Annotated in this window: 19 protein-coding genes; 6 read left to right on the top strand and 13 right to left on the bottom strand. The window is 50.9% G+C overall.

Features of this window, described 5'->3' with window-relative positions; genetic code table 11:
• Window positions 1–16: 16 nt before the first annotated feature.
• Entirely contained in the window at window positions 17–778 is a 762-nt protein-coding gene (locus JWF83_RS01170) for a transporter substrate-binding domain-containing protein (RefSeq protein WP_413648066.1), read from the bottom strand.
• Window positions 779–933: 155 nt separating this feature from the next.
• Between JWF83_RS01170 and JWF83_RS01175 the strand changes: the two genes are divergently transcribed.
• Both JWF83_RS01175 and JWF83_RS01180 read left to right on the top strand, forming a co-directional pair.
• Window positions 934–1,515, top strand: a complete 582-nt coding sequence (locus tag JWF83_RS01175; protein ID WP_413648067.1) for an NAD(P)H-dependent oxidoreductase — start codon at window positions 934–936, stop codon at window positions 1,513–1,515.
• 27 nt (window positions 1,516–1,542) lie between these two features.
• On the top strand, window positions 1,543–1,851 hold the full coding sequence (locus tag JWF83_RS01180) for a putative quinol monooxygenase (protein WP_413648068.1): 309 nt from the start codon (window positions 1,543–1,545) through the stop codon (window positions 1,849–1,851).
• A gap of 33 nt (window positions 1,852–1,884) precedes the next feature.
• On the opposite strand, the gene JWF83_RS01185 is transcribed toward JWF83_RS01180, so the two are convergent.
• The 6 genes from JWF83_RS01185 to JWF83_RS01210 form a co-directional block, all read right to left on the bottom strand.
• Window positions 1,885–2,784: a LysR family transcriptional regulator gene (locus JWF83_RS01185; protein ID WP_413648069.1), complete on the bottom strand. Its 900-nt coding sequence runs from the start codon at window positions 2,782–2,784 to the stop codon at window positions 1,885–1,887.
• Between the two features lie 156 nt (window positions 2,785–2,940).
• Window positions 2,941–4,218, bottom strand: coding sequence for an acid phosphatase (locus JWF83_RS01190; protein WP_413648070.1), 1,278 nt, complete (start codon window positions 4,216–4,218; stop codon window positions 2,941–2,943).
• A 157-nt stretch (window positions 4,219–4,375) separates the two neighbouring features.
• Window positions 4,376–5,071 (bottom strand): oligogalacturonate-specific porin KdgM family protein, encoded by a 696-nt coding sequence (locus tag JWF83_RS01195; RefSeq protein WP_413648071.1) that lies wholly within the window; start codon window positions 5,069–5,071, stop codon window positions 4,376–4,378.
• A gap of 160 nt (window positions 5,072–5,231) precedes the next feature.
• Window positions 5,232–6,506 (bottom strand): oligosaccharide MFS transporter, encoded by a 1,275-nt coding sequence (locus JWF83_RS01200; protein WP_413648072.1) that lies wholly within the window; start codon window positions 6,504–6,506, stop codon window positions 5,232–5,234.
• A gap of 3 nt (window positions 6,507–6,509) precedes the next feature.
• Window positions 6,510–7,826 (bottom strand): BNR repeat-containing protein, encoded by a 1,317-nt coding sequence (locus tag JWF83_RS01205; protein WP_413648073.1) that lies wholly within the window; start codon window positions 7,824–7,826, stop codon window positions 6,510–6,512.
• 298 nt (window positions 7,827–8,124) lie between these two features.
• A complete protein-coding gene (locus JWF83_RS01210) occupies window positions 8,125–8,982 on the bottom strand; it encodes an AraC family transcriptional regulator (RefSeq protein WP_413648074.1) in 858 nt (285 codons plus the stop codon).
• A 237-nt stretch (window positions 8,983–9,219) separates the two neighbouring features.
• Here JWF83_RS01210 and JWF83_RS01215 point away from each other — a divergent pair, with 237 nt between their 5' ends.
• From JWF83_RS01215 to JWF83_RS01225, 3 genes are read left to right on the top strand one after another with little or no spacing between them, the layout of a single operon-like run.
• Window positions 9,220–11,058: a DUF2264 domain-containing protein gene (locus JWF83_RS01215; RefSeq protein WP_413648075.1), complete on the top strand. Its 1,839-nt coding sequence runs from the start codon at window positions 9,220–9,222 to the stop codon at window positions 11,056–11,058.
• A gap of 36 nt (window positions 11,059–11,094) precedes the next feature.
• Window positions 11,095–12,387 (top strand): oligosaccharide MFS transporter, encoded by a 1,293-nt coding sequence (locus JWF83_RS01220; protein WP_413648076.1) that lies wholly within the window; start codon window positions 11,095–11,097, stop codon window positions 12,385–12,387.
• Between the two features lie 32 nt (window positions 12,388–12,419).
• Window positions 12,420–13,610: a glycoside hydrolase family 88 protein gene (locus JWF83_RS01225; protein ID WP_413648077.1), complete on the top strand. Its 1,191-nt coding sequence runs from the start codon at window positions 12,420–12,422 to the stop codon at window positions 13,608–13,610.
• A 54-nt stretch (window positions 13,611–13,664) separates the two neighbouring features.
• Here the strand turns inward: JWF83_RS01225 and JWF83_RS01230 are convergent, their stop codons facing one another.
• The 6 genes from JWF83_RS01230 to nudF form a co-directional block, all read right to left on the bottom strand.
• Window positions 13,665–14,093, bottom strand: coding sequence for a TOBE domain-containing protein (locus tag JWF83_RS01230; RefSeq protein ID WP_413648078.1), 429 nt, complete (start codon window positions 14,091–14,093; stop codon window positions 13,665–13,667).
• Between the two features lie 274 nt (window positions 14,094–14,367).
• On the bottom strand, window positions 14,368–16,263 hold the full coding sequence (gene parE, locus JWF83_RS01235; protein WP_413648079.1) for a DNA topoisomerase IV subunit B: 1,896 nt from the start codon (window positions 16,261–16,263) through the stop codon (window positions 14,368–14,370).
• Window positions 16,264–16,317: 54 nt separating this feature from the next.
• Complete coding sequence (yqiA, locus tag JWF83_RS01240; protein WP_413648080.1) at window positions 16,318–16,899, bottom strand: esterase YqiA; 582 nt, start codon at window positions 16,897–16,899, stop codon at window positions 16,318–16,320.
• A gap of 3 nt (window positions 16,900–16,902) precedes the next feature.
• Window positions 16,903–17,730, bottom strand: coding sequence for a 3',5'-cyclic-AMP phosphodiesterase (cpdA, locus tag JWF83_RS01245; protein ID WP_413648081.1), 828 nt, complete (start codon window positions 17,728–17,730; stop codon window positions 16,903–16,905).
• Window positions 17,731–17,775: 45 nt separating this feature from the next.
• Window positions 17,776–18,201 carry a DUF1249 family protein gene (locus tag JWF83_RS01250; protein WP_413648082.1) on the bottom strand — a complete coding sequence of 142 codons (426 nt, stop codon included), beginning with the start codon at window positions 18,199–18,201 and terminating at the stop codon, window positions 17,776–17,778.
• Window positions 18,198–18,833, bottom strand: coding sequence for an ADP-ribose diphosphatase (gene nudF, locus JWF83_RS01255; protein WP_413648083.1), 636 nt, complete (start codon window positions 18,831–18,833; stop codon window positions 18,198–18,200). The genes JWF83_RS01250 and nudF overlap by 4 nt, the downstream gene beginning before the upstream one ends.
• Window positions 18,834–19,047: 214 nt before the next feature.
• Here nudF and tolC point away from each other — a divergent pair, with 214 nt between their 5' ends.
• Window positions 19,048–20,523, top strand: a complete 1,476-nt coding sequence (gene tolC, locus JWF83_RS01260; RefSeq protein ID WP_413648084.1) for an outer membrane channel protein TolC — start codon at window positions 19,048–19,050, stop codon at window positions 20,521–20,523.
• Window positions 20,524–20,613 lie beyond the last annotated feature (90 nt).

Consider the following 20,613-nt stretch of genomic DNA (forward strand, 5'->3'; position numbering starts at 1 on the left):
ATCAATGGATGCTTAATCAGTGAGCCAGCCACTGGTCGACAATATTTTGATACTCGCCAGTGGCGGTACTCAGATGCAGCCACTGGTCGACATACAGTTTCCAGCTGATATCATCGCGCGGCAGCATATAAGCCTTCTCGCCGTACTGCATCGGCTTATCCGGATTGAGCGCGCACAACTGCGGATAGCGTTTCTGCTGATACAGCGCTTCCGAAGCATCGGTGATCATCACATCGGCTTTATTGTCTACCAGTTGCTGGAAAATGGTCACATTATCATGGAACAGCGTCAGATTGCCGTCAGGTAAGTGGCTGTGAACAAAGGCTTCATTGGTGCCGCCCGCCGGTTCGATCAGCCGCACTTGCGGCTTATTCAGCTGCGCCACGGTCTGATATTTTGCTTTATCGGCGCAGCGCACCAGCGGGATCTTTCCGTCGCTCCCCAGCGGGATGGCGAACCACGCCGTTTGCTGGCGTTTCAGCGTGACGGAAACGCCACCCAGCGCAATATCACACTGCTTCGCGAGAAAATCCGGCGTCAGGGTTTTCCATGTGGTAGCGACCCAGTTGACTCTGGCTCCAAGACTTTCCGCCAGCGACTGCGCCATAGCGATATCTATCCCTTCATAACTGCCGTCACTGCGCAGGAAGGTATAGGGTTTGTAATCACCGGTGGTACAGACATTAAGTGTCTTACTCTGCATTACCCGGTCAAGGTGCGACTGCGCGCTGGCACTGCCCGCCAGCATCATTAATACCACTGCCCATGCTTTGGTCATTGCTGTCATTCTCCTGGTTAATCAGGGCTAAATCCTATCCCAGCCACCGGGATTGTTGCTGCTGAAGCAAAAGTGTTGTGATCTATCGCACATTTTTTTCCCGCACGCACGCGCGTACACTGGCTTAAATTCATGAACTGGAGAAGAAAAAGCGCATGAGCAAGATTCTGATTATTGATGCGGGCAAACAGTTTGCCCATTCCAAAGGCGAACTGAACCATACGCTGACCAACGTTGCCGCCAGTTTCCTGCGCGATAACGGCCATCAGGTAACCATCACCATGGTGGATGAAGGCTATGATGTCGCGGCAGAAGTCGACAAATACCTCGCGGCAGATACCGTGATCTATCAGATGCCAGGCTGGTGGATGGGTGAACCCTGGATCCTGAAAAAATATATTGATGAAGTCTTCACCGAAGGCCACGGTAAACTGTATGCCAGCGATGGCCGTACCCGTTCCGATGCGGCGAAGAAATATGGTTCCGGTGGTCTGATTCAGGGTAAAACCTATATGCTGTCACTGACCTGGAACGCACCGCTACAGGCGTTTACCGATCCGGAGCAGTTCTTTGAAGGCGTCGGCGTTGATGGGCTGTATCTGCACTTCCATAAAGCGAATCAGTTCCTTGGCATGGAAGCGTTACCGACCTTTATTTGCAACGATGTGATCAAGCTGCCCGACATTCCACGTGACATCGAACGCTATCGTGAGCACCTGAGCAAAGTCTTTGCTTAACTGAAATTATCATAAGGGATAATGCATATGCTGACCGTGATTGCTGAAATCTGTGTCAAACCGGGTCGCCGTGACGACGTCATGGCGGCGATTGCGCGTTTAACGCCGACGGTATTAGAAGAAGAGGGTTGCGGCGGTTATCAGGCGCTGCTCGACCATAAAGCACAGGTACCGTGGAAACAGCACTCACCCAATTCCATTTTTATGCTGGAACACTGGGATTCGCTGCGTCATCTGGAGCAGCATCAGCAGATGCCCCATATGGAAGCTCATCGCGCCATCATTAAAGATGATGTGGTTGATGTGAAGATTTTTGTGCTGGAAGCGGCGAAGTAACCGTCGCGCCGGGCGGAGAGCGCTCCGCCCCGCTCACAATAGCGGTTTACTGGCGATCTGCTCGCTGAGGAAATCGAGAAAGCAGGTGATGCGCGCGGAAAGCGTGCTATTACGATAGTACACCGCACTGATCGGATGGCGCATCTCCTGCGTCTCCTGTTCCAGCACCGGCAACAGCCGGCCACTTTCACGATCCTCCCGGCTGACAAAGTCAGATAACCGCGCGATCCCCTGGCCATACACCGCCAGCTGACGAATGGTTTCACCGCTGGAGGCCGACACATCCGGTTTCACCTGCAAAAACTCCCCCTCGCTGCGCCACACCGGCCAGATATTATGTTTATCCAACTGGGTAAAACCGATCAGCCGGTGACTGGCCAGATCGGCGATGCTGGCTGGCTGACCATATTTCGCCAGGTAGTCCGGGCTGGCCAGCAGACGCAGTTTACTGCTGCCTAAATTGCGCGCATGGATTGTCGAATCACGCAGCTCACCAATGCGAATGGCGATATCGGTCTGCTGCTCCAGCAGGTCGATCACCACGTCATCGGTATTCAGTTCCAGCTGGATCAGTGGATAGCGCGCGGAAAACTCCGCCACCAGCGGTACAATCACATGCAGCATAAACGGTGTCGCGGCATTAATCCGCAGCCGTCCGGAAGGGATCTCACGGCGCCGGGCGATTTGCTCTTCGGCGGTTTCTACCGAAGTGAGGATCTGGCGCGCATGCTCCAGAAAGATCTGCCCCTCTTCGCTCAGCGCCAGCCGACGCGTGGTGCGGTGCAGTAAGGTGGTTTGCAGCTTATTTTCCAGCCGGCTCAGCGCGCGGCTAATGCCGGAGCTGGTCTGGTTAAGCTGTTCAGCAGCAGCAGTAATCGAACCGGTATCGACCACTACCACCCAGGCGCGTAGTTCTTCAAGAGTGATTTTCACAGACTATCCCGCAGACCGGAAACAATAAGGGCGACCTGCTCGCCGCCCTGACTAAGTTGAAGTGGTTAAACTGTGGATTTAACGAAAAACCATCATTAACCCTAACATGTTTTCTGCGCGATCAATTGACATTTTTGGCGAAAATCAATGTGCTTATTACCGGGCGCCAGCAGGCTTTGCCAGCGCAAAAGCCGCCGACAGATCGACGCGCTGCCAGAATGCCTGCTCTGGCGTGCTGCCGGAAAGCGGGTAGCCTGCCGGTAACGCGCTATTCACCATCAACGCGCGGCGCTGTGCGGCGGAGAGGTTTGGCAGCGCGGTTTCCAGCAGCACTTCCGCCCCTTCCGGCACTACAAGGCGTGGCGCTTTACCCTGCTGCTGCGGCAGGCCGTAACTCATGGTAAAGCGATAGAACCCTTTCATCGCCGGGTCGCGATAGGGATCGTCTTTGCCTGCAGTTTGCGCACATTCGGCCAGCGAGGTACCGCACTCTTTTTCCAGTGCGCTACGCAGCTGATCTCTGGCCTCGCTAAACAACGCGCGATAATGCGGATCGTTAAGATAATGCGCGAGATTGCTCTGCACCACCATTCTGGAACCGATGATATCGAGCGGGTAATGCACCCCCAGCACAATACGCGAGTAGCCATAGCGCGCGCCACGTACCACCAGAGCGTCAAACCGCTCCGGGATCATCTCCGCCATCAGCAGCGCGTCGGTATAACCCGTATTGGTGTGTCCGCTCGGGAACGAGCCGCCGTCGGCGGTGTAAGGTTTATTATCTTTGATCACCACATCATCTGCTACCAGATGAATGGTATTGCCGCTAACCAGGAAAGGACGCGGATAGTTAAAGTGCTTTTTCGCCACACTGGTACTGACTTCGCTGGCTTTAATCAGCGCAGCGGCTTTGCCGATCTCGCCTTTGTCATAGGCAGTGAGAAATGCCTTGCCAAGGCGAGGTCCCATGGCGTCAGCGAGAAAATAGAGATACGAGATCCCTTCAGCATCGGCCAGCGCCTGATGGCGGACGCCCTGGGTGGCGTTGAGGTTGATGGCCGCCACGGTGTCGCGGTTGGCCTGAAGTACTGCATCCGGCAGCGTACTGAAGCCCGAAAGCAGTTCAATACCGGCCTGCTGTCTGGCTTTAGTCTGGAAATCATAACCGCGGGCCTTCAGCCAGCTGCGGTCAGCCTGAGTATCTGTTTGCGCGGCCTTTTCCAGCCGATCGCGCGTCAGCGCTGCGGCCTCGCCCTGCAGAGTATGACGCTGCGCCTGTAGCGCCTGCATTTCCAGCGCGGCAAACGCCTGGCTGGCCGCCGCCGGCGAGCTGCTATTTGCCAGCGCTTCAGCTTGTGGCAACGTGGCGGCACTGGCCTGCACCTGCTGGGTAATCAGCAACGCAACTGCAATAACCGTTAAGCGAATTTTCATTTATTTTTCCTTATAATCAAACCATTACCTTGCCTGTTGTCGAGTCTGGCACCGCCAGATGACAATTTTGTTGCACGGTAATGTTTTGCAATGTCTTTATACGCGCAGAAAGATTCTTTCTGGCGCCTCCCTGGCTTCCGTGCCGGGAGGCTGACATTCAGAAATAGTAACGAATGCCGACGCGGAAACGATATTGCTCGCGATTATAATTATTCCAGCGATCCAGCCAGGAAGCTTCAACATAAGGCTTCCAGTTTGCCGTCATGGTGTAGGTCAGCTTATTATTAAGTTCCCAGTTATGATCCTTGCCATTTTTACTGGAGTAATCGTTGATATGAATAAAATAATCTGGTTCAAAGGTATAGGCCCAGCTATCGTTGATTTTTAAGTTCCAGTACATAACAAATTGATGAGTACTGTCTTTGTCATACTGTGCATTATTATCTAAAGTTTCATAGTTCTTGTTATTGTAACGATAGCGGAAAGTAACATTAAAATCCGGCGTAAACTTGTAGTTGAAATCCATATACGGTGAAACAGTAGAGCCACTGCTATTGTCGGTCAGAATCAGGGCCGGTGAAATGGTGAATTCCGTGGTGGGTTTAAACAACGGATACCAGGCTTCCATCTCATTATAACTATGTTTGAACTCGTCATATTTATTGACGCTATAGGAGTTTGTCAGCATTATCCCGGCGCCATTAGCAAAATTATAGGCGCCACGCACCACTAACTCATGCTGTTCCGAAGCGGTATTAAATGCTTCGCGAAGCTCAATCCAGGGTCCGGCAGAAAATGAAGAGACAGAATAAAATGCACCACAGACCACCAACGCTAATTTAACTCTGCGCATTATTTTTTCCTGTTAGTATTAGAAGGTTATTTAATGTTATTTTTAATTGACTTTATTTATTGAGCCAGCTATTCAGACCATAGCTGGCCACGGACATAACATTTATTTAAATGTTTTATCATTTGTCGTATCAGAGAGAGGCGCTACCCGCTGAAAAAGATTATTTCTTCTCCGCAGCCTGCCTGAGTTCATTCACCGTGAGCTGCATACCATGGCGGGTATTGCTCTGTCTGCCGAGGAATTTTATCCCCACCAGTGTGATCAACCAGGCAATACAGCCCATAACGATATAGGTGGTGGCGAAACCATGCTTATCATAAAAGTAACCGGCAACCGGGTTAATGGCGGTGATACCGAGATAATTAAAGCACCCCAACACCATATAAATAGTACCGGTCAGCCGTTTATCAAAATACATGGCGAGGAATTTAAAAATGGATACCAGCAACAGCGCCATCTCCAGTCCATAGAACGGCTTAATGATGATGATCATCCATGGCTGAGTCGCCAGCCCGGATACCACCAGGCGTAAACCAATAACAAACCCCGCCAGCAGTAAACCATTACGGGCGCCAATACGGTTGATCATGAAAGGTATGGTGAACATCAATACAAACTCACAGGCCGACTGGACAAAGCCCATATAGCCGAGCATTGAGTTACCGTCCTGATGAGTGGGGAAAAAGGTAACGAAGTAGCGTGGGAACTGCTGTTCGGCACTCTGCATCATCCAGATAATCCCACCGTAGAACAACATCAACACCCAGAAACTGGCATGCCGGAATAATGATTTAACATCTTTTCCGTTAACTTTCTCTTTTTTGGCTTCGTCGATCGCCTGCCAGTTAATTCCCTCACCCTGTGTTTTCAGCGTGAATAATGTCAGCAGCACCAGCACCGCAACCAGCGAAGTAATCGTAAAATTAATATGCGGATTGATGTTGAATAACTTACCGGAAAAAATCGAGGCGATGGCCCAGCCCAGCGATCCCCACATCCGCACCCGGCCAAATTCAAAGTTAAACGCGCGGCTGTAGCGGTCAGCATAGGATTCGAACACCAGCACACCGGCCAGGTAGGCGGTACCCAGATATAAGCCGCCACAAATAACGCCCAGCACCATATGTGTCTGCAATAAGGTCTGATACACATAAATAAAGAACGGCGCAGCGAATATCGATGCCAGCGCCACGCCAATCAGTAATGATTTATTAATGCCGAGTTTGTCCATAATAAAACCAAACACCGGTTTTATCATCAGGGCAAATAAGGCGTTAACCGATAAGGTATAGCCGATCTGGGTACTGGTAAACCCGATACTATCCCCCAACCAGATAGCCAGAAAAGACCAACTGATTGACCAGGAAAAATAATATAAAAATAAACACGTGCTTATCCGGACATAGGCTGACCGGCTGGTAGCGGAGGTTGACATGGTCTATTCCTTGTCGTCGTTGGATGATGCCACGCTGATAACGCACAGCTGGCCGGGGATAACATTCTGGCCCGAGGCAAGATCGCGTTGGATCGGCAGGGCTTCCCAGCGTAAGAAATGCCGTGGCTGCTGCTGATAGAGTTCAGCAATAATTTGCACTTCAGCCTGCGGATGAACACCAGACTGGCATTGGTAAAGTGCAGCCGGCAGTGGCGTGACCGGGCACAAACGCATCGCGTCCAGCGTCAGGTTCTCTTCATCCAGACGCCATTCGCCGCTGCGGCCATCCTTCAGCTGGAAAGTCACCACCAGCTGACCGGCTTCTGCACGGGCGGCGGAGATAATCACATCCGGCGGGATTGAACCCATCCCTTTAAAATCCCAGCGGAAATTCCAGTCGCTGATCTGGCGGATCTGCCAGCTTTTGCCTTGTGGGCGGGCAATCCAGGCCTGCGAACAACCGGCATCGTCATAACGGTGCCAGGTGACCAGCGGCCGCCCTTTACTGTCAAACCCCAGACTCTGGCTCATATTGATCAGGCCCTGTTCCACCGGAGCCGGGTCGACAATATCGCCGCTATCAATGGTGATCGGCAGGGTTAACCGGCATCCGTCATGGCGATACCAGTGCAGCAAATCCGGGCTACGGGCATAACAGAGTTGATGATTGGTTTCACAATGCGGCGTATTGCGCCACATCCAGATCATATGCCACTGATCATCCGGTCCAAATACCGGCAGGCGGGCATAGGCGTTACGTAAGCCATTGCCGCTGAGCAGGGGTTGCTCCAGCAGGCGCAGCCAGCGCTGCTGCGCATCGTTCCAGCGGTTGTAAATATCATCGCCGTTGCCGCTTTCACCATCACGATAACGAAATAGCAGTTCACCTTTACGCCCACTGAAAAACAGCGGATACGTTGCGCTCTGCTCACGCATTCCGGTCATCGGTTGCTGAATCAGAGAGTGGATATCACCGGGCCGTTGGGAACGAAACCAGACCATTTTATCCTTGTGCATATTCCCCGCTAAATGCAGATGCCCCTGGTTATCTATCGCCAGCGTCAGATAGTTATGGCTGTCGAATTCGGTCTGGTGCATATAGCGGTTTTTATCAGCCAGCCACTCGCCCTGCGGATGGCTGATTTCCCAGTGGCTATCATCGTCTGACTTACTGGCCACGGTAATACAGTGTTCAACATCGTAATACGCCACATAGAATTTATCTTTCACCAGCAGAGCATATTCCACCGTAAAATCAGAACAACAGGGGCCGATAACCGAACACCTTATTCCCGCCAGATTCTCTTCAACTGTTTCCATTTCTTCCCGCCTGATGCGCAGTGATTTATCGTTTATTTTTCGCACTACTCCGGACCATTAAAAAAACAGGAATAATGCCTGTCTGCGGCAAGAATATCCGCATGCAATTCCGGCAAAATGACGGGTCAGTCACATAATTGCAAATGATTTAAAACTAATTTCCATTAAATTTAAAACCATTGCCCATTTAATATAAAATCATGGGTAAAATTAAAAAAAATTGCTCAGGGAAAATTTCTGCTGCCTGGCCATTTATAACCGCCAGGCTGCAGGCAGAGATGACAGCGGAGGAGGCGTCTCAGGACTGTTTACGGGCGCTATGATGTTTTCTGTACTGCAGTGGGGTCTCGCCAATGCCTTTTTTAAAGGAGCTGATAAAGTAAGTCACATCGGAAAAACCCACTTTGGCTGCGATGTCATTGATACTCAATGACTCATGCAACAGCAGCTCACATGCCTTTCTTAATCTAAAAATAGTAATGTAATCATGGATTTTCTCACCAGTTTCATACTGAAATCGTCGGGATATATAACTTCTGGACTTATTAATATCGGCGGCGAGCTTATCTAAACTGAACTTCCCGGTGTAGTTTTCTTCTATCCAGAACAAAACCTGGGTAGAGAGACGATAGCTCTCTTCAGGGCTCTCCTGCTGCTCTTCCGGCAAGACACTGAATAAATTTAACAACAAACAGGCAACGCCTTCGGTATTCAGATCGTTTTTATTATACAGGTCAAACATCACTTCGAGGTAGGCATGAATATGCCGGACATCGGCAACAAATGCCGCGCCGCCTTTTTTGGAAAAGTTACGCAACCGGTTTTGATTAAGCGGAAAGTGTTTCAGAATACCGAGGATCGCATAGTGATCAACATGAATAATAGTGCGGCGATATATATCACGATCACTCTCTTCCACCATCACTTTGTGCAGGGTAAACGGCGGAAATATAAATAGCCGTCCCGGACGCATGGTGTAATGTTTGTTATCAACAATCACCACCCCATGCCCCTGCTCAACATAGAGTATTTCAATACACTGGTGCCAGTGGTGATAGCGCACCGTATTGGCATAGAGGCGACTGAACGAAACGATACTGTTATTGAGCGAAATCAGCTCCAGCCGTTCGGGTTTAGCTTGAGTATCGTGAGTCATTGTGCAATGTTTCTAAATTTTTCATATCAGAAAACAGAGAATAAACCATAATTTTAAATTTCAAAGATCCACAAACCATCAATATTCATTTATTGTGACGAAGATAACACTTCTGATATCGGCTATTTCCCTATCCTTTAATGCATAAAAGGTCGCATAAAACCGGTTTTCAGGCAAAAACCCTGAATAACCGGCATTATCCCGGCGACCGGCCATCTTACCGTTAGAGGTCATTGTATGCATGCCGGCAAAAATAAAAACTCAATTATATTGTCCTCCAGAAACAGCGTAATTGAAGTCTTACTCACCCTGTTGCGCGATGTAGATAAACAGTTTCCTGCCGGAGCATCCGGTTTCTCATTGGGTGAAACTGCCGCGCATTATGGCACTGAGATAGCCAAAATGGAGGGGTTATCCCGGGTACTGTGGGGACTGTTTCCACTGATGAGTTCGGGTGCAGAAGTGCCGTTCAGTGAAAAATATATTGAGGCCATTAAGCAAGGAACGGATCCGCAACATGCCGGATTTTGGGGTTATAGCGGGCCGTATGACCAGCGACTGGTGGAAATGGGCGTCTACGGCGTGGGGCTGGCCCTGCTGCAGGAGAAACTGACTGATAAATTTAGCCAACGGCAGCAGCAAAATATCTTTAACTGGCTGAATCAAATCTCTGCTGCCGAAATGCCGGACAGCAACTGGAACTACTTTGCGATCATGGTACAACTCGGGTTCCGGCGCGCCGGATTCCCGTGGGATAAGCACGTTATTGAACGCCGTTTCGCGCAAATGGAAGCCTATTATCTTGGCCATGGCTGGTATTCTGATGGCGCGGGGCGGCCAAAAGATTATTATATTTCAATGGCTTTCCATTTCTATGGCTTGATATATGCCACGCTGAGCGACAGTGAAGACGCAGAAAGAGCCACAATACTGCGCGAGCGGGCAAAAGCCTTCGCCACAGACTTCATTTATATGTCCGCTGCCGATGGCGCCTCGGTTCCCTTTGGACGCAGCCTGACTTATCGCTTTGCGATGATTGCGTTCTGGTGCGCGGTGGCATTTTCGGGTGTTGATATCTTACCGCCGGGAGAGCTGAAAGGGCTTATCCTGCGACATTTACGCTGGTGGTTACGCCAGCCGATTTTTGATCGTGACGGCATTCTTACCTTAGGGTATGCGTATCCTAATCTGGCGATGTGTGAGGACTACAATTCCCCCGGTTCACCCTACTGGGCATTGAAAGTGTTTCTTATCCTGGCGCTGGCGGAAGATCATCCCTTCTGGCTGGCGGAAGAAAAACCACTGTCGCTGCCGGACAAAAAGCGCGTAATACCCCAAGCGTCTCAGATTATTGTGCATAGCGACGATTCAAAACATGTCTATATGCTGACCTCCGGACAACTTGAACTGAACAACTACGTCAACACTGAGGCAAAATACACGCGCTTTGCCTACTCCTCTCTATTTGGCTTTACTATCGAACGGGGACGTTTCGGCATTAAACATGCCGCAGCGGATTCTGCTTTATTACTCTGTGAAAATGATGACTATTATCGTGGCCGTCGCGAATGTAGCGAAGTTATTGTCGCTGAGGATTATATTTTCTCCCGCTGGTCTCCATGGCATGACGTGCATATCGCCAGCTGGTTAATTCCCTGCGGCGAATGGCATATTCGCGCCCATCTTATTGATAGCAAGCGTGAGCTGAAATCCGTTGAAGGCGGTTTCGCACTGATAAATGCGCCTGAAGTGGCGAAAATAATCGGGCAGGGAAAAGGATGCCTGATCAATGCCAGTAATGGCGCCAGTGTCATTTATGATCTGCCGGTCGGCCAGCAACGCTCTGCCGGGTCGGTTATTACTCCGCCGAATAGCAGCATTATGTTTGCTGAATGTGCCATTATTCCGGTATTGAATGGCAGGATAACCACCGGAAAACAATGGCTGTGTTGCGCCGTGGCGGCAACAGGAAAAACCGCTGAGGTTTATCAGGACAAGCCTCAGTTATTACTAACAGAGAACATGATTACGGTTATCTCTGCCGATAGCAAAAAGAAAACTACCATACTCATCTGACCCTTTAACAAAATTAAATACCTTATCGGGATCTCTATGAAAAATATCACAGACAGTAACAGAGCTGAATATTATAAAATAAGCAGCTTTATTTTCCTCTATTTTTTCACCTGGTCTGCCAGTATCGGTCTTCTCGCCATCTGGCTGGGGCAAAAAACCAACTTAAGTGGATCTGTTATCGGTACCGTCTTTGCGGTTAACGGCATCTTCTCCGTGCTGCTAAAACCGGTGTACGGTTATATTCTGGATAAGATCGGCATGAAGAAATATTTACTCTATTTTGTGGTTTTCATGTCGGCATTAATGGCGCCATTCTTTATTTATGTGTACCAGCCATTACTGCTTTCCAATACCATGCTGGGGATCATTGTCGGCGCCATCTATCTCAGTTTCGCCTGGTACGCCGGTGTGGCGGCCTGTGAATCCTATACTGACCGCTTTAGCCGCCTTAATGGCATGGAGTTTGGCCAGGTACGCATGTGGGGATCCCTTGGCTGGGCGGTAGCCTCGTCTTTCTCCGGCATCCTGTTCAACCTGTCGCCAGCCTATAACTTTATCCTCGGCAGCGTGACTTCTGTGGTTATGCTAATGGTTTTGCTGAGCCTGAAGGTAAATGTCCACTCAAGTCATGCCAGTGAAGTGATTGCAAAAGATAAAATTGTGCTGACTGATGTTTATCAGTTACTCAAAAATAGAAAATTCTGGGCATTCTGTCTTTACGTAGCGGGCGTGTGCTGGATGATGTTTATCGCCGAACAACAGTTCTCCCGCTATTTCGTCACTTTCTTTGATGATATTCATAAAGGCAATACCATTTTCGGTTACCTTGGAACCGTGCAGTCAGGTATTGAATTTATCATGTATATGTTTGTTCCGTTGTTTGTTAATTATATCGGCGCCAAGAAAGGACTGCTGCTGGTTGGTCTGATAGTCAGTACCCGTCTGATAATTTCCGGCCTGTGCGACTCCCACCTGCTGATCTCCGTAATTAAACCAATGTACGGTGTGGAAATTTGTCTGTTGCTGGTTTCAGTATTTAAATACATTGTTGAACATTTCGACAAGCGAGTTAATGCCACCATGTATTTACTGGGTTATCAGGCGATGTTATATCTGGGAAATGTGGTGGTGTCATCACCAGCCGGTTATATGTATGACCGTATTGGCTTCGAAAAAACTTATATAATTATGGGGATCACCGCACTGACATTTACGCTGATCTCGTCAGTGACGCTGTCCAGCTGTCAGCGTCGCCCGGGCGCTAATAAGCATCCGCAAACCGAAGAAAATAGTGCCGCCGGGGTCAGGCAGCAGCCAGTTGAACATTAATTATCATTTTTAAATTATGGAGAAGCCGAAGTATGTTAAATAATATCAACAAAGAACAATTACGTGAAGTCACAACGCCAGTTGTTGATCGTAATAAAATTCATGATGAGTTAACTTCCGCTCGTAATCATGTTCTTGAGCTGATTAGTCGTAATTTAACTGAATTCGGAGAGAAATATCCGGCTGAAACCTGCGTCAATGGTTATTACCCATTGACGGAGAATGTTGAATGGACGACCAGTTTCTGGACCGGTCAGTTATGGCTGGCCTGGGAAATGAGTGGGGAGGATAAATTCCGCATTATGGCTGAGAAACATGTGCGCTCTTTCGGTCTGCGCATTGCCGGTCGCCATGATACCAATACTCACGATCTGGGCTTTCTGTATACCCTTTCCTGTGTGCCGGCATGGCGGCTGACCGCTAACAGGGAAGCGCGTGGTTTTTCTCTGCTGGCGGCAGAAGCGCTGTTAGAACGCTATCATGCACAGGCTCATATTATTCAGGCCTGGGGAGATCTGAATGATCCGCAGCAGGCCGGACGAATGATTATTGACTGTAATATGAATCTTCCCCTGCTTTACTGGGCAAGCGAACAAACCGGCGATCCGCGCTTTGCTGATGCGGCGCAACAACACGTTCGCCATGCCGCCCGCTACCTGGTGCGCAGTGATGCTTCAACTTATCATACCTATTATATGGATGTGATAACCGGCGCCCCTAAGTATGGCAATACGCAGCAAGGGTATACCGATGACTCCTGCTGGTCGCGGGGTCAGGCCTGGGGAATCTATGGCTTCCTGCTTAGCTATATCTATACCGGTGACCGGGAGATGGTGGAGTTATCGAAACGGCTGGCAAACTATTTTCTCAATCGTCTGCCTGACGATGCCGTATGCCACTGGGACCTCTCGTTGCTGGGAACCGATGCCTTGCGCGATTCATCTTCTGCCGCGATTGCGGTGTGTGGTTTACTGGAGCTGATTAAACATTTGCCGCTTACCGATCCCGATCGTGAAAGCTACCATCAATGGGCAATGCGCATTATGTCTTCCCTGACAAAAGACTACCTTGCCCGCCACAGTGATGCCGGTAATGGCCTGCTAAAACATTCGGTATATCATCTGGCCGACAATAAAGGGGTGGATGAGTGCTGCAGCTGGGGGGACTATTTCTACGTCGAAGCATTAGTGCGGATGACACAACCCTGGAAGCCATACTGGTAATCGATGGCCACCACCCGATGCAGGGTTGTGGCCTGTCGCTAAACAGCACCGGGTTTACTTTTGCGTCGCTAAAATCACGCTGGAAGCTTTAATCAGCGCCAGAACGGTATCGCCCTTTTTCAGGCTTAACTCGCTGACACTGTCGTTAGTGACGACCGCAGTCAGCGCCAGCCCTTTCTCTGAAGTGAGACTCACAGAGGAATTCACCGCACCGAGATTTACCGCGTCGATTTTACCGACAAACTGATTACGCGCTGAGAAGTTCAGTCCGCAATCCGGAGCTGCCAGCACCACCCAGGGGGCTTTGATAATCGCGATAGCGTGTTTACCCACCGTCAGCCCGAGGGTCTTCACACTACTTTTCGTCACCACGGTTACAAGGCTTTCACCGGTATCCAGTGATAAAATAACTTCATCATTAACCGCACCTTCGACAATTGCCGAAACTGTGCCGGACAGCTGATTACGCGCCGAAACTTTCATCTTCACTCCGTGATAAATCCGCAACAAAGGGAATAACCATTATTAAACTATGGATTTAACAATAGCAAGCCATACGCCATGTTTGCAGTGGCATGCTGCCTGAGCGCGGGTCCTCAGCGGGCAGATACAGATGGCAGCAAAACCCGTGCGCATGCGGTGGTTGATAATGAATATTTGATTCGGGGAAGGGTGATAAACAACATCGTTATAACGCCTAATCCCGGCATTTTAGCGCAGAATTAGGCGTTTATCTAAATAGTGGTCAGAATCGCAGTTAAACTTCGATTTCCGCAGTATCCCCTTTTTCCTGCAGCCAGTTGCGGCGATCTTCCGAACGCTTCTTGGCCAGCAGCATATCCATAACCGCTAAGGTCTGCTCCACATTGTCATCGTCAATGGTTAGCTGCACCAGACGGCGGGTATTGGGATCCAGCGTGGTTTCACGCAGTTGCAGTGGGTTCATTTCACCCAGACCTTTAAAGCGCTGGACGCCCGGCTTGCCTTTCTTGCGCTTCAGTTGCTCAAGGATCCCCGCCTTCTCCTCTTCATCGAGGGCGTAATAGACCTCTTTGCCGAGGTCGATACGGTACAGCGGCGGCATCGCCACATAGACGTGGCCACCTTTTACCAGCGAGCGGAAATGACGCACAAACAGCGCGCACAGCAGGGTGGCAATATGCAGACCATCGGAGTCCGCATCCGCGAGGATGCACACTTTACCGTAACGCAACTGACTCAGATCGTCGCTATCCGGATCGATCCCGATCGCTACCGAAATATCATGCACTTCCTGCGAGGCTAACACCTCGTCGGAAGAGACCTCCCAGGTGTTAAGGATCTTACCTTTCAGCGGCATGATCGCCTGATATTCGCGGTCGCGCGCCTGTTTCGCCGATCCGCCGGCGGAATCCCCTTCCACCAGGAACAGTTCGGTACGGCTGAGATCCTGCGCACTACAGTCCGCCAGCTTGCCGGGCAGTGCCGGGCCACTGGTGAGTTTTTTACGCACCACCTTTTTCGCCGCACGCATACGGCGCTGGGCGCTGGAGATCGCCAGTTCCGCCAGCTGTTCGGCGATCTGAATATTCTGGTTCAGCCACAGACTGAAGGCATCTTTCACCACCCCAGAAACAAAGGCTGCACACTGACGTGAAGAGAGACGCTCTTTAGTCTGACCGGCAAATTGCGGATCCTGCATTTTCACCGATAGCACGTAAGCACAGCGATCCCAGATATCTTCCGCCGACAGCTTCACGCCGCGCGGCAGGATATTGCGGTACTCGCAGAATTCACGCATCGCATCCAGCAACCCCTGGCGTAAGCCATTAACGTGGGTACCGCCCTGCATGGTCGGTATCAGGTTAACGTAACTTTCCGTCAGCAGTTCACCGCCTTCCGGTAGCCACAGCAACGCCCAGTCCACCGCTTCGACATCACCGGAAAATGAACCGATAAACGGTTTTTCCGGTAGTGTCGGCAGACCGTTTACCGCTTCGGCGAGATAGTCATTCAGACCATCGGCGTAAAGCCAGCGTTGTTCGGTGTTGTTAACTTTATCTTTAAACAGGATTTCCACGCCCGGACAGAGCACCGCCTTGGCTTTCAGCACATGCGTCATGCGCGATACCGAGAAACGTGGACTATCAAAGAAAGAGACATCCGGCCAGAAATGGACGCGGGTACCGGTGTTACGCTTACCGACAGTGCCGGTTACCGTAAGATCCTGCACTTTATCGCCATTTTCAAAGGCCATTTCGTACACTTCGCCATTACGCCGTACCGTGACTTCCACGCGCTTCGACAGGGCGTTGACCACAGAAATGCCGACGCCATGCAGGCCGCCTGAGAACTGATAGTTCTTATTGGAAAATTTACCACCGGCATGCAGACGACACATGATCAGCTCAACGGCTGGTACGCCCTCTTCAGGGTGGATATCCACCGGCATACCACGACCGTCATCAATGACTTCCAGTGACTGATCGGCATGCAGAATCACTTCCACACGTTTGGCATGTCCTGCTAACGCTTCATCGATGCTGTTATCTATGACTTCCTGGCCGAGATGGTTCGGGCGCGAGGTGTCGGTGTACATTCCCGGACGTCGGCGAACGGGTTCGAGGCCGCTGAGTACCTCAATGGAATCAGCGTTATAGCTGGATTGAGTCATCGTATAAATCTGATTGGTGGCTTAAAAACGGTTAGCCATGCTCTCGCAATCGCTTCAGGCGTGATGCAAACCAATAAAGTCGAGGATCTGCGAGAAATGGCGTTCGAATCCGATAAAGGCATGGTTTCCGCCCTCTTCTACCGTCTGGCGGCAGGCGCTGTAATAGTCCAGGGCCTGACGGTAATCGAGCACTTCATCGCCCGTCTGTTGCAGTAGCCAGATAAGATCCGGCGACTCCAGCGGGTCAATTTGCATGACTTTCAGATCGTGAATGTGGCAAGACTCTAACACATATTGCTGGCCGGTGTATGGGTTCTCGTTGTTGCCAAGGTAGTCGGCCAGCAGCTCGAACGGCCTGACCGCCGGGTTCACCACCACCGCCGGCAACAGGAAGCATTGCGATAACCAGGTGGCATAGTAGCCGCCCAATGACGACCCCACGATGCCCAGCGGTTCACCGGCGCGCTCCATCACCACTTTTTCCAGCAGCAATGCCGCCTCATCGGGAAAAGCGGGCAGCTGCGGCACCAGCATTTCAATCTCAGGCGCATGCTGCGCCAGCCATTGGCTGAACTGGGTCGCCTTCGCAGATCGCGGCGAGCTGTTAAAACCATGCAGATAGAGCAGCGTGGCCATGGCTCAGTAACCTTCGGAATCGAGATCGGGACTAAACGCCTGCGTTTGCAAACGTTGTACCTGCGTTTCCACCCGGCCATCGTTAAACAGATCCAATCCACGCCAGCCCGGCGCCACAGAGTCAATGGCGAAATTGGTACAGTGCGGTTTGAACTGAACACAGGTCGATGGTGAGGCCAGAACGCGGCGTCCATTCCAGTCGAGGTCAAGATCCTGGTGGATATGACCACACAGCAGCGTTTTTGCCAGCGGGTAGTGCTGAAGCACCGCATCCAGCGCATGGGAATTGCGTAAACTATGTTGATCGAGCCAGTTACAACCCGATGGCAGCGGATGATGATGCAATAACACCAGCGTATGGCGCTGTGGCTGCAAAGCGAGTGTTTTTTCCAGCCACTCAAGTTGATAGTCGCTCAGCATCCCGTGCGGTACGCCAAATACCTGACTATCCAGCAGCACCACCTGCCAGCGATCGCCCAACAGCACATGCTTGGCATCAGCGATTTCCGCCTCGGCCAGGGTATTAAACATGGCAGGCTGAAAATCATGATTGCCGGGTAACCAGACACAAGGAGCAGACAGGCGCGAGATACCCTCAGCGAAATGCTGATAGGCTTCGATCGTATGATCCTGAGCTAAATCGCCAGTCGCCACGATCAAATCGTAATAACGCCCTTCCGCCTCAATAGCGTTTAGCACTGCGTCATAACTTGCCCAGGTATTCACACCCAGCAGCGTTTCATTTTTACCTGCGAAAAGGTGGGTATCCGTTATTTGTAAAATCCTGATTTTGTCCCCACTCGACACAGGAAGTTTTAACAGGCTATCCAAAGAGTATCCTTAGTCTCCACGCCATTATCGCTTTTTATCGCACGGTTAACAGGCTGGTACAGCCATCGCGCCATGCGCTAAACAGTAGCGCAACCAGTCAGCAAGGAACTGGTTTATTTGATGCTTTTCGTCACGTTGATGCAACTTCTTATTGGGATAATCATAACGTGCTTTAAAGCGATAGATCTGCTGCGTCGAACACACTTCCGCAACCATCGCGTCATGATAAAGCCTGACAGACATTGACGGCAGGCTCCAGTAACTTACGGCCGGCACGGTTTGCTTAATTTCCACCAGCGTGGTGTAGCGCGTTGACTCCAGAATAGTGATGCTATAGCTGGCGCTCTTGACCTGATAAGTCACCGCTTCACCCGCTTCATCGTTGCGCGGCAGTAAGCGACGCAGCTGCGCGAAATTGGTCTCGCACAGGCGCATCATTTCGGGAAAATCAGGAATGTAGCGCTTGGTCATTTCGAATCCCACTCTTCGCGTAGTTTCTTATGGTGCAGCTCCAGCCATTGCAGGGCGATGACAGAGGCCGCGTTATCTATTTTACCCTCTTCTACCCACTGATAGGCCTGTTCACGGCTTACCACATGGACCAGAATATCCTCATTCTCTTCCTCCAGACCGTGGCATCCCTTTGCCGCGCTGGCATCCACTTCGCCTACCATGATGAATAAACGCTCACTGGTGCCGCCGGGACTGGCAAGATAGTTTAGTACCGGCTTCAGTCGTCCGACGATGACGCCGGCTTCTTCGACCGCTTCACGCCGCGCCACGTCTTCAACACTTTCCCCCGGCTCTATAATACCGGCCACCATCTCCATCAGCCAGGGGGTCGGGCTGGTATCAAAGGCAGCGATGCGGATCTGTTCGATCAACACCACTTCATCACGGATTGGATCATAGGGTAGCAGCACCGCAGCATGACCACGCTCTAAAATTTCGCGCTGCACGACGCCGCTCATTTCGCCATTAAACAGACGATGGCGGAAGCGATAACGTTCTAATGAAAAAAAACCGCGGTATAGTGCGTCACGTGCAATAATTTCTACATCGTTTTTTGTGAAAGTCACAGGGTATTTTTTTTCGCTGGTCATCGTCACGCCTCCTTCGTCATCCGGGAGCAAAACTGAGGTCGATAAATCTCAATCTTGCAGAAGTATGGTTCTTTCTGAATTATTTACGTAAATTAAGGAAAGATGGCACGTTCAGCCAACTTATCCCCACGGCAGACTCTGCTAGAATCGGCGATTATTTTTTGACTTATGTCAGCGCTACCATAGCAATATTGCTGCACTACAAGGAATGCAAATGAAGAAACTGCTCCCATTACTTATCGGCCTGAGCCTGGGTGGCTTCAGCGTTGCAAGTCAGGCAGAGAACCTGTTGCAAATCTATCAGCAGGCACGCATCACTAACCCTGACCTTCGTAGCTCGGCTGCTGACCGAGATGCTGCATTCGAAAAAATTAATGAAGCGCGCAGCCCACTGTTACCACAACTCGGTTTAGGCGCAGATTATACCTATAACAACGGCTATCGCGACAGCAGTGGTGTGCACTCTAATACCACCAGCGGCACGCTGCAGCTTACCCAGACGCTGTTTGATATGTCGAAATGGCGCGCGCTGACGTTGCAGGAAAAAACTGCCGGTATTCAGGATGTCACCTATCAGACTGCGCAGCAGACGCTGATGCTGAACACCGCGACGGCCTATTTCAATGTGTTACGCGCCATTGACTCGCTCTCTTATACTGAAGCGCAGAAACAGTCGATCTACCGCCAGTTGGATCAGACCACGCAACGTTTTAACGTTGGTTTAGTGGCGATCACCGATGTGCAGAACGCCCGCTCCGAGTACGACAGCGTGCTGGCGAGTGAGGTCACTGCCCGTAACAATCTGGATAATGCGGTGGAAACGCTGCGGCAGGTGACCGGTAATTACTACCCGTCACTGGCTTCGCTGAATATCGACAGCTTTAAAACTGAGCGACCGCAGCCGGTGAACGCCCTGCTGAAAGAGGCAGAAAGCCGTAACCTGAGCCTGTTATCCGCGCGCCTGTCACAGGATCTGGCACGTGAGCAGATTCGCTCCGCCGAAACCGGCCATATGCCAACTCTGGACTTGACGGCCTCATCCGGCCTGTCTAACAACAAATATGGCGGTAGTCGTGCCGGCCAGAGTAGCTCCACTACCGACAGCATTACCGGTAGCAACCAGGTTGGTCTGAGCTTTACTCTGCCGCTGTACAGTGGCGGATCGGTCACTTCACAGGTGAAGCAGGCGCAGTATTCTTTTGTCAGCGCCAGCGAACAGCTGGAAAGCGCGCATCGCTCCACGGTGCAAACCGTGCGCTCATCATTTAACAATGTGAACGCCTCTATCAGCAGCATCAATGCCTACAAACAGGCAGTGGTGTCAGCTCAGAGTTCACTGGATGCGATGGAAGCGGGTTATCAGGTGGGTACGCGTACCATCGTTGATGTGCTGGATGCGACGACCACGCTGTACAATGCCAAGCAGCAGCTGTCTGATGCCCGTTATAATTACATGATTAACGAGCTGAATATTAAATCTGCGCTCGGTACGCTGAATGAGCAGGATCTGACCGCGCTGAACAACCGTTTAGGGAAGGATATCTCCACCACGCCAGACAGCGTGGCGCCAGAAAATCCGCAGCAGGATGCCGCAGCCGATAACGGCAGCAAGTCGACTCAGGCTACAGCAGCAACGCCGGCGGCGAAGCGCACCTCTGCCCGTTCTTCAGCCAACCCATTCGGCCAGTAAGTAGTTTCAGGGGCAGTAATCCACTGCCCCTTTCACAATCAAACGTATAGCTAAGTAAAGATCCCCGTTCCGACCGCCCTGATCGCTTCA

This window comes from Pantoea sp. B65 (assembly GCF_047308185.1).
Classification (GTDB): domain Bacteria; phylum Pseudomonadota; class Gammaproteobacteria; order Enterobacterales; family Enterobacteriaceae; genus Erwinia.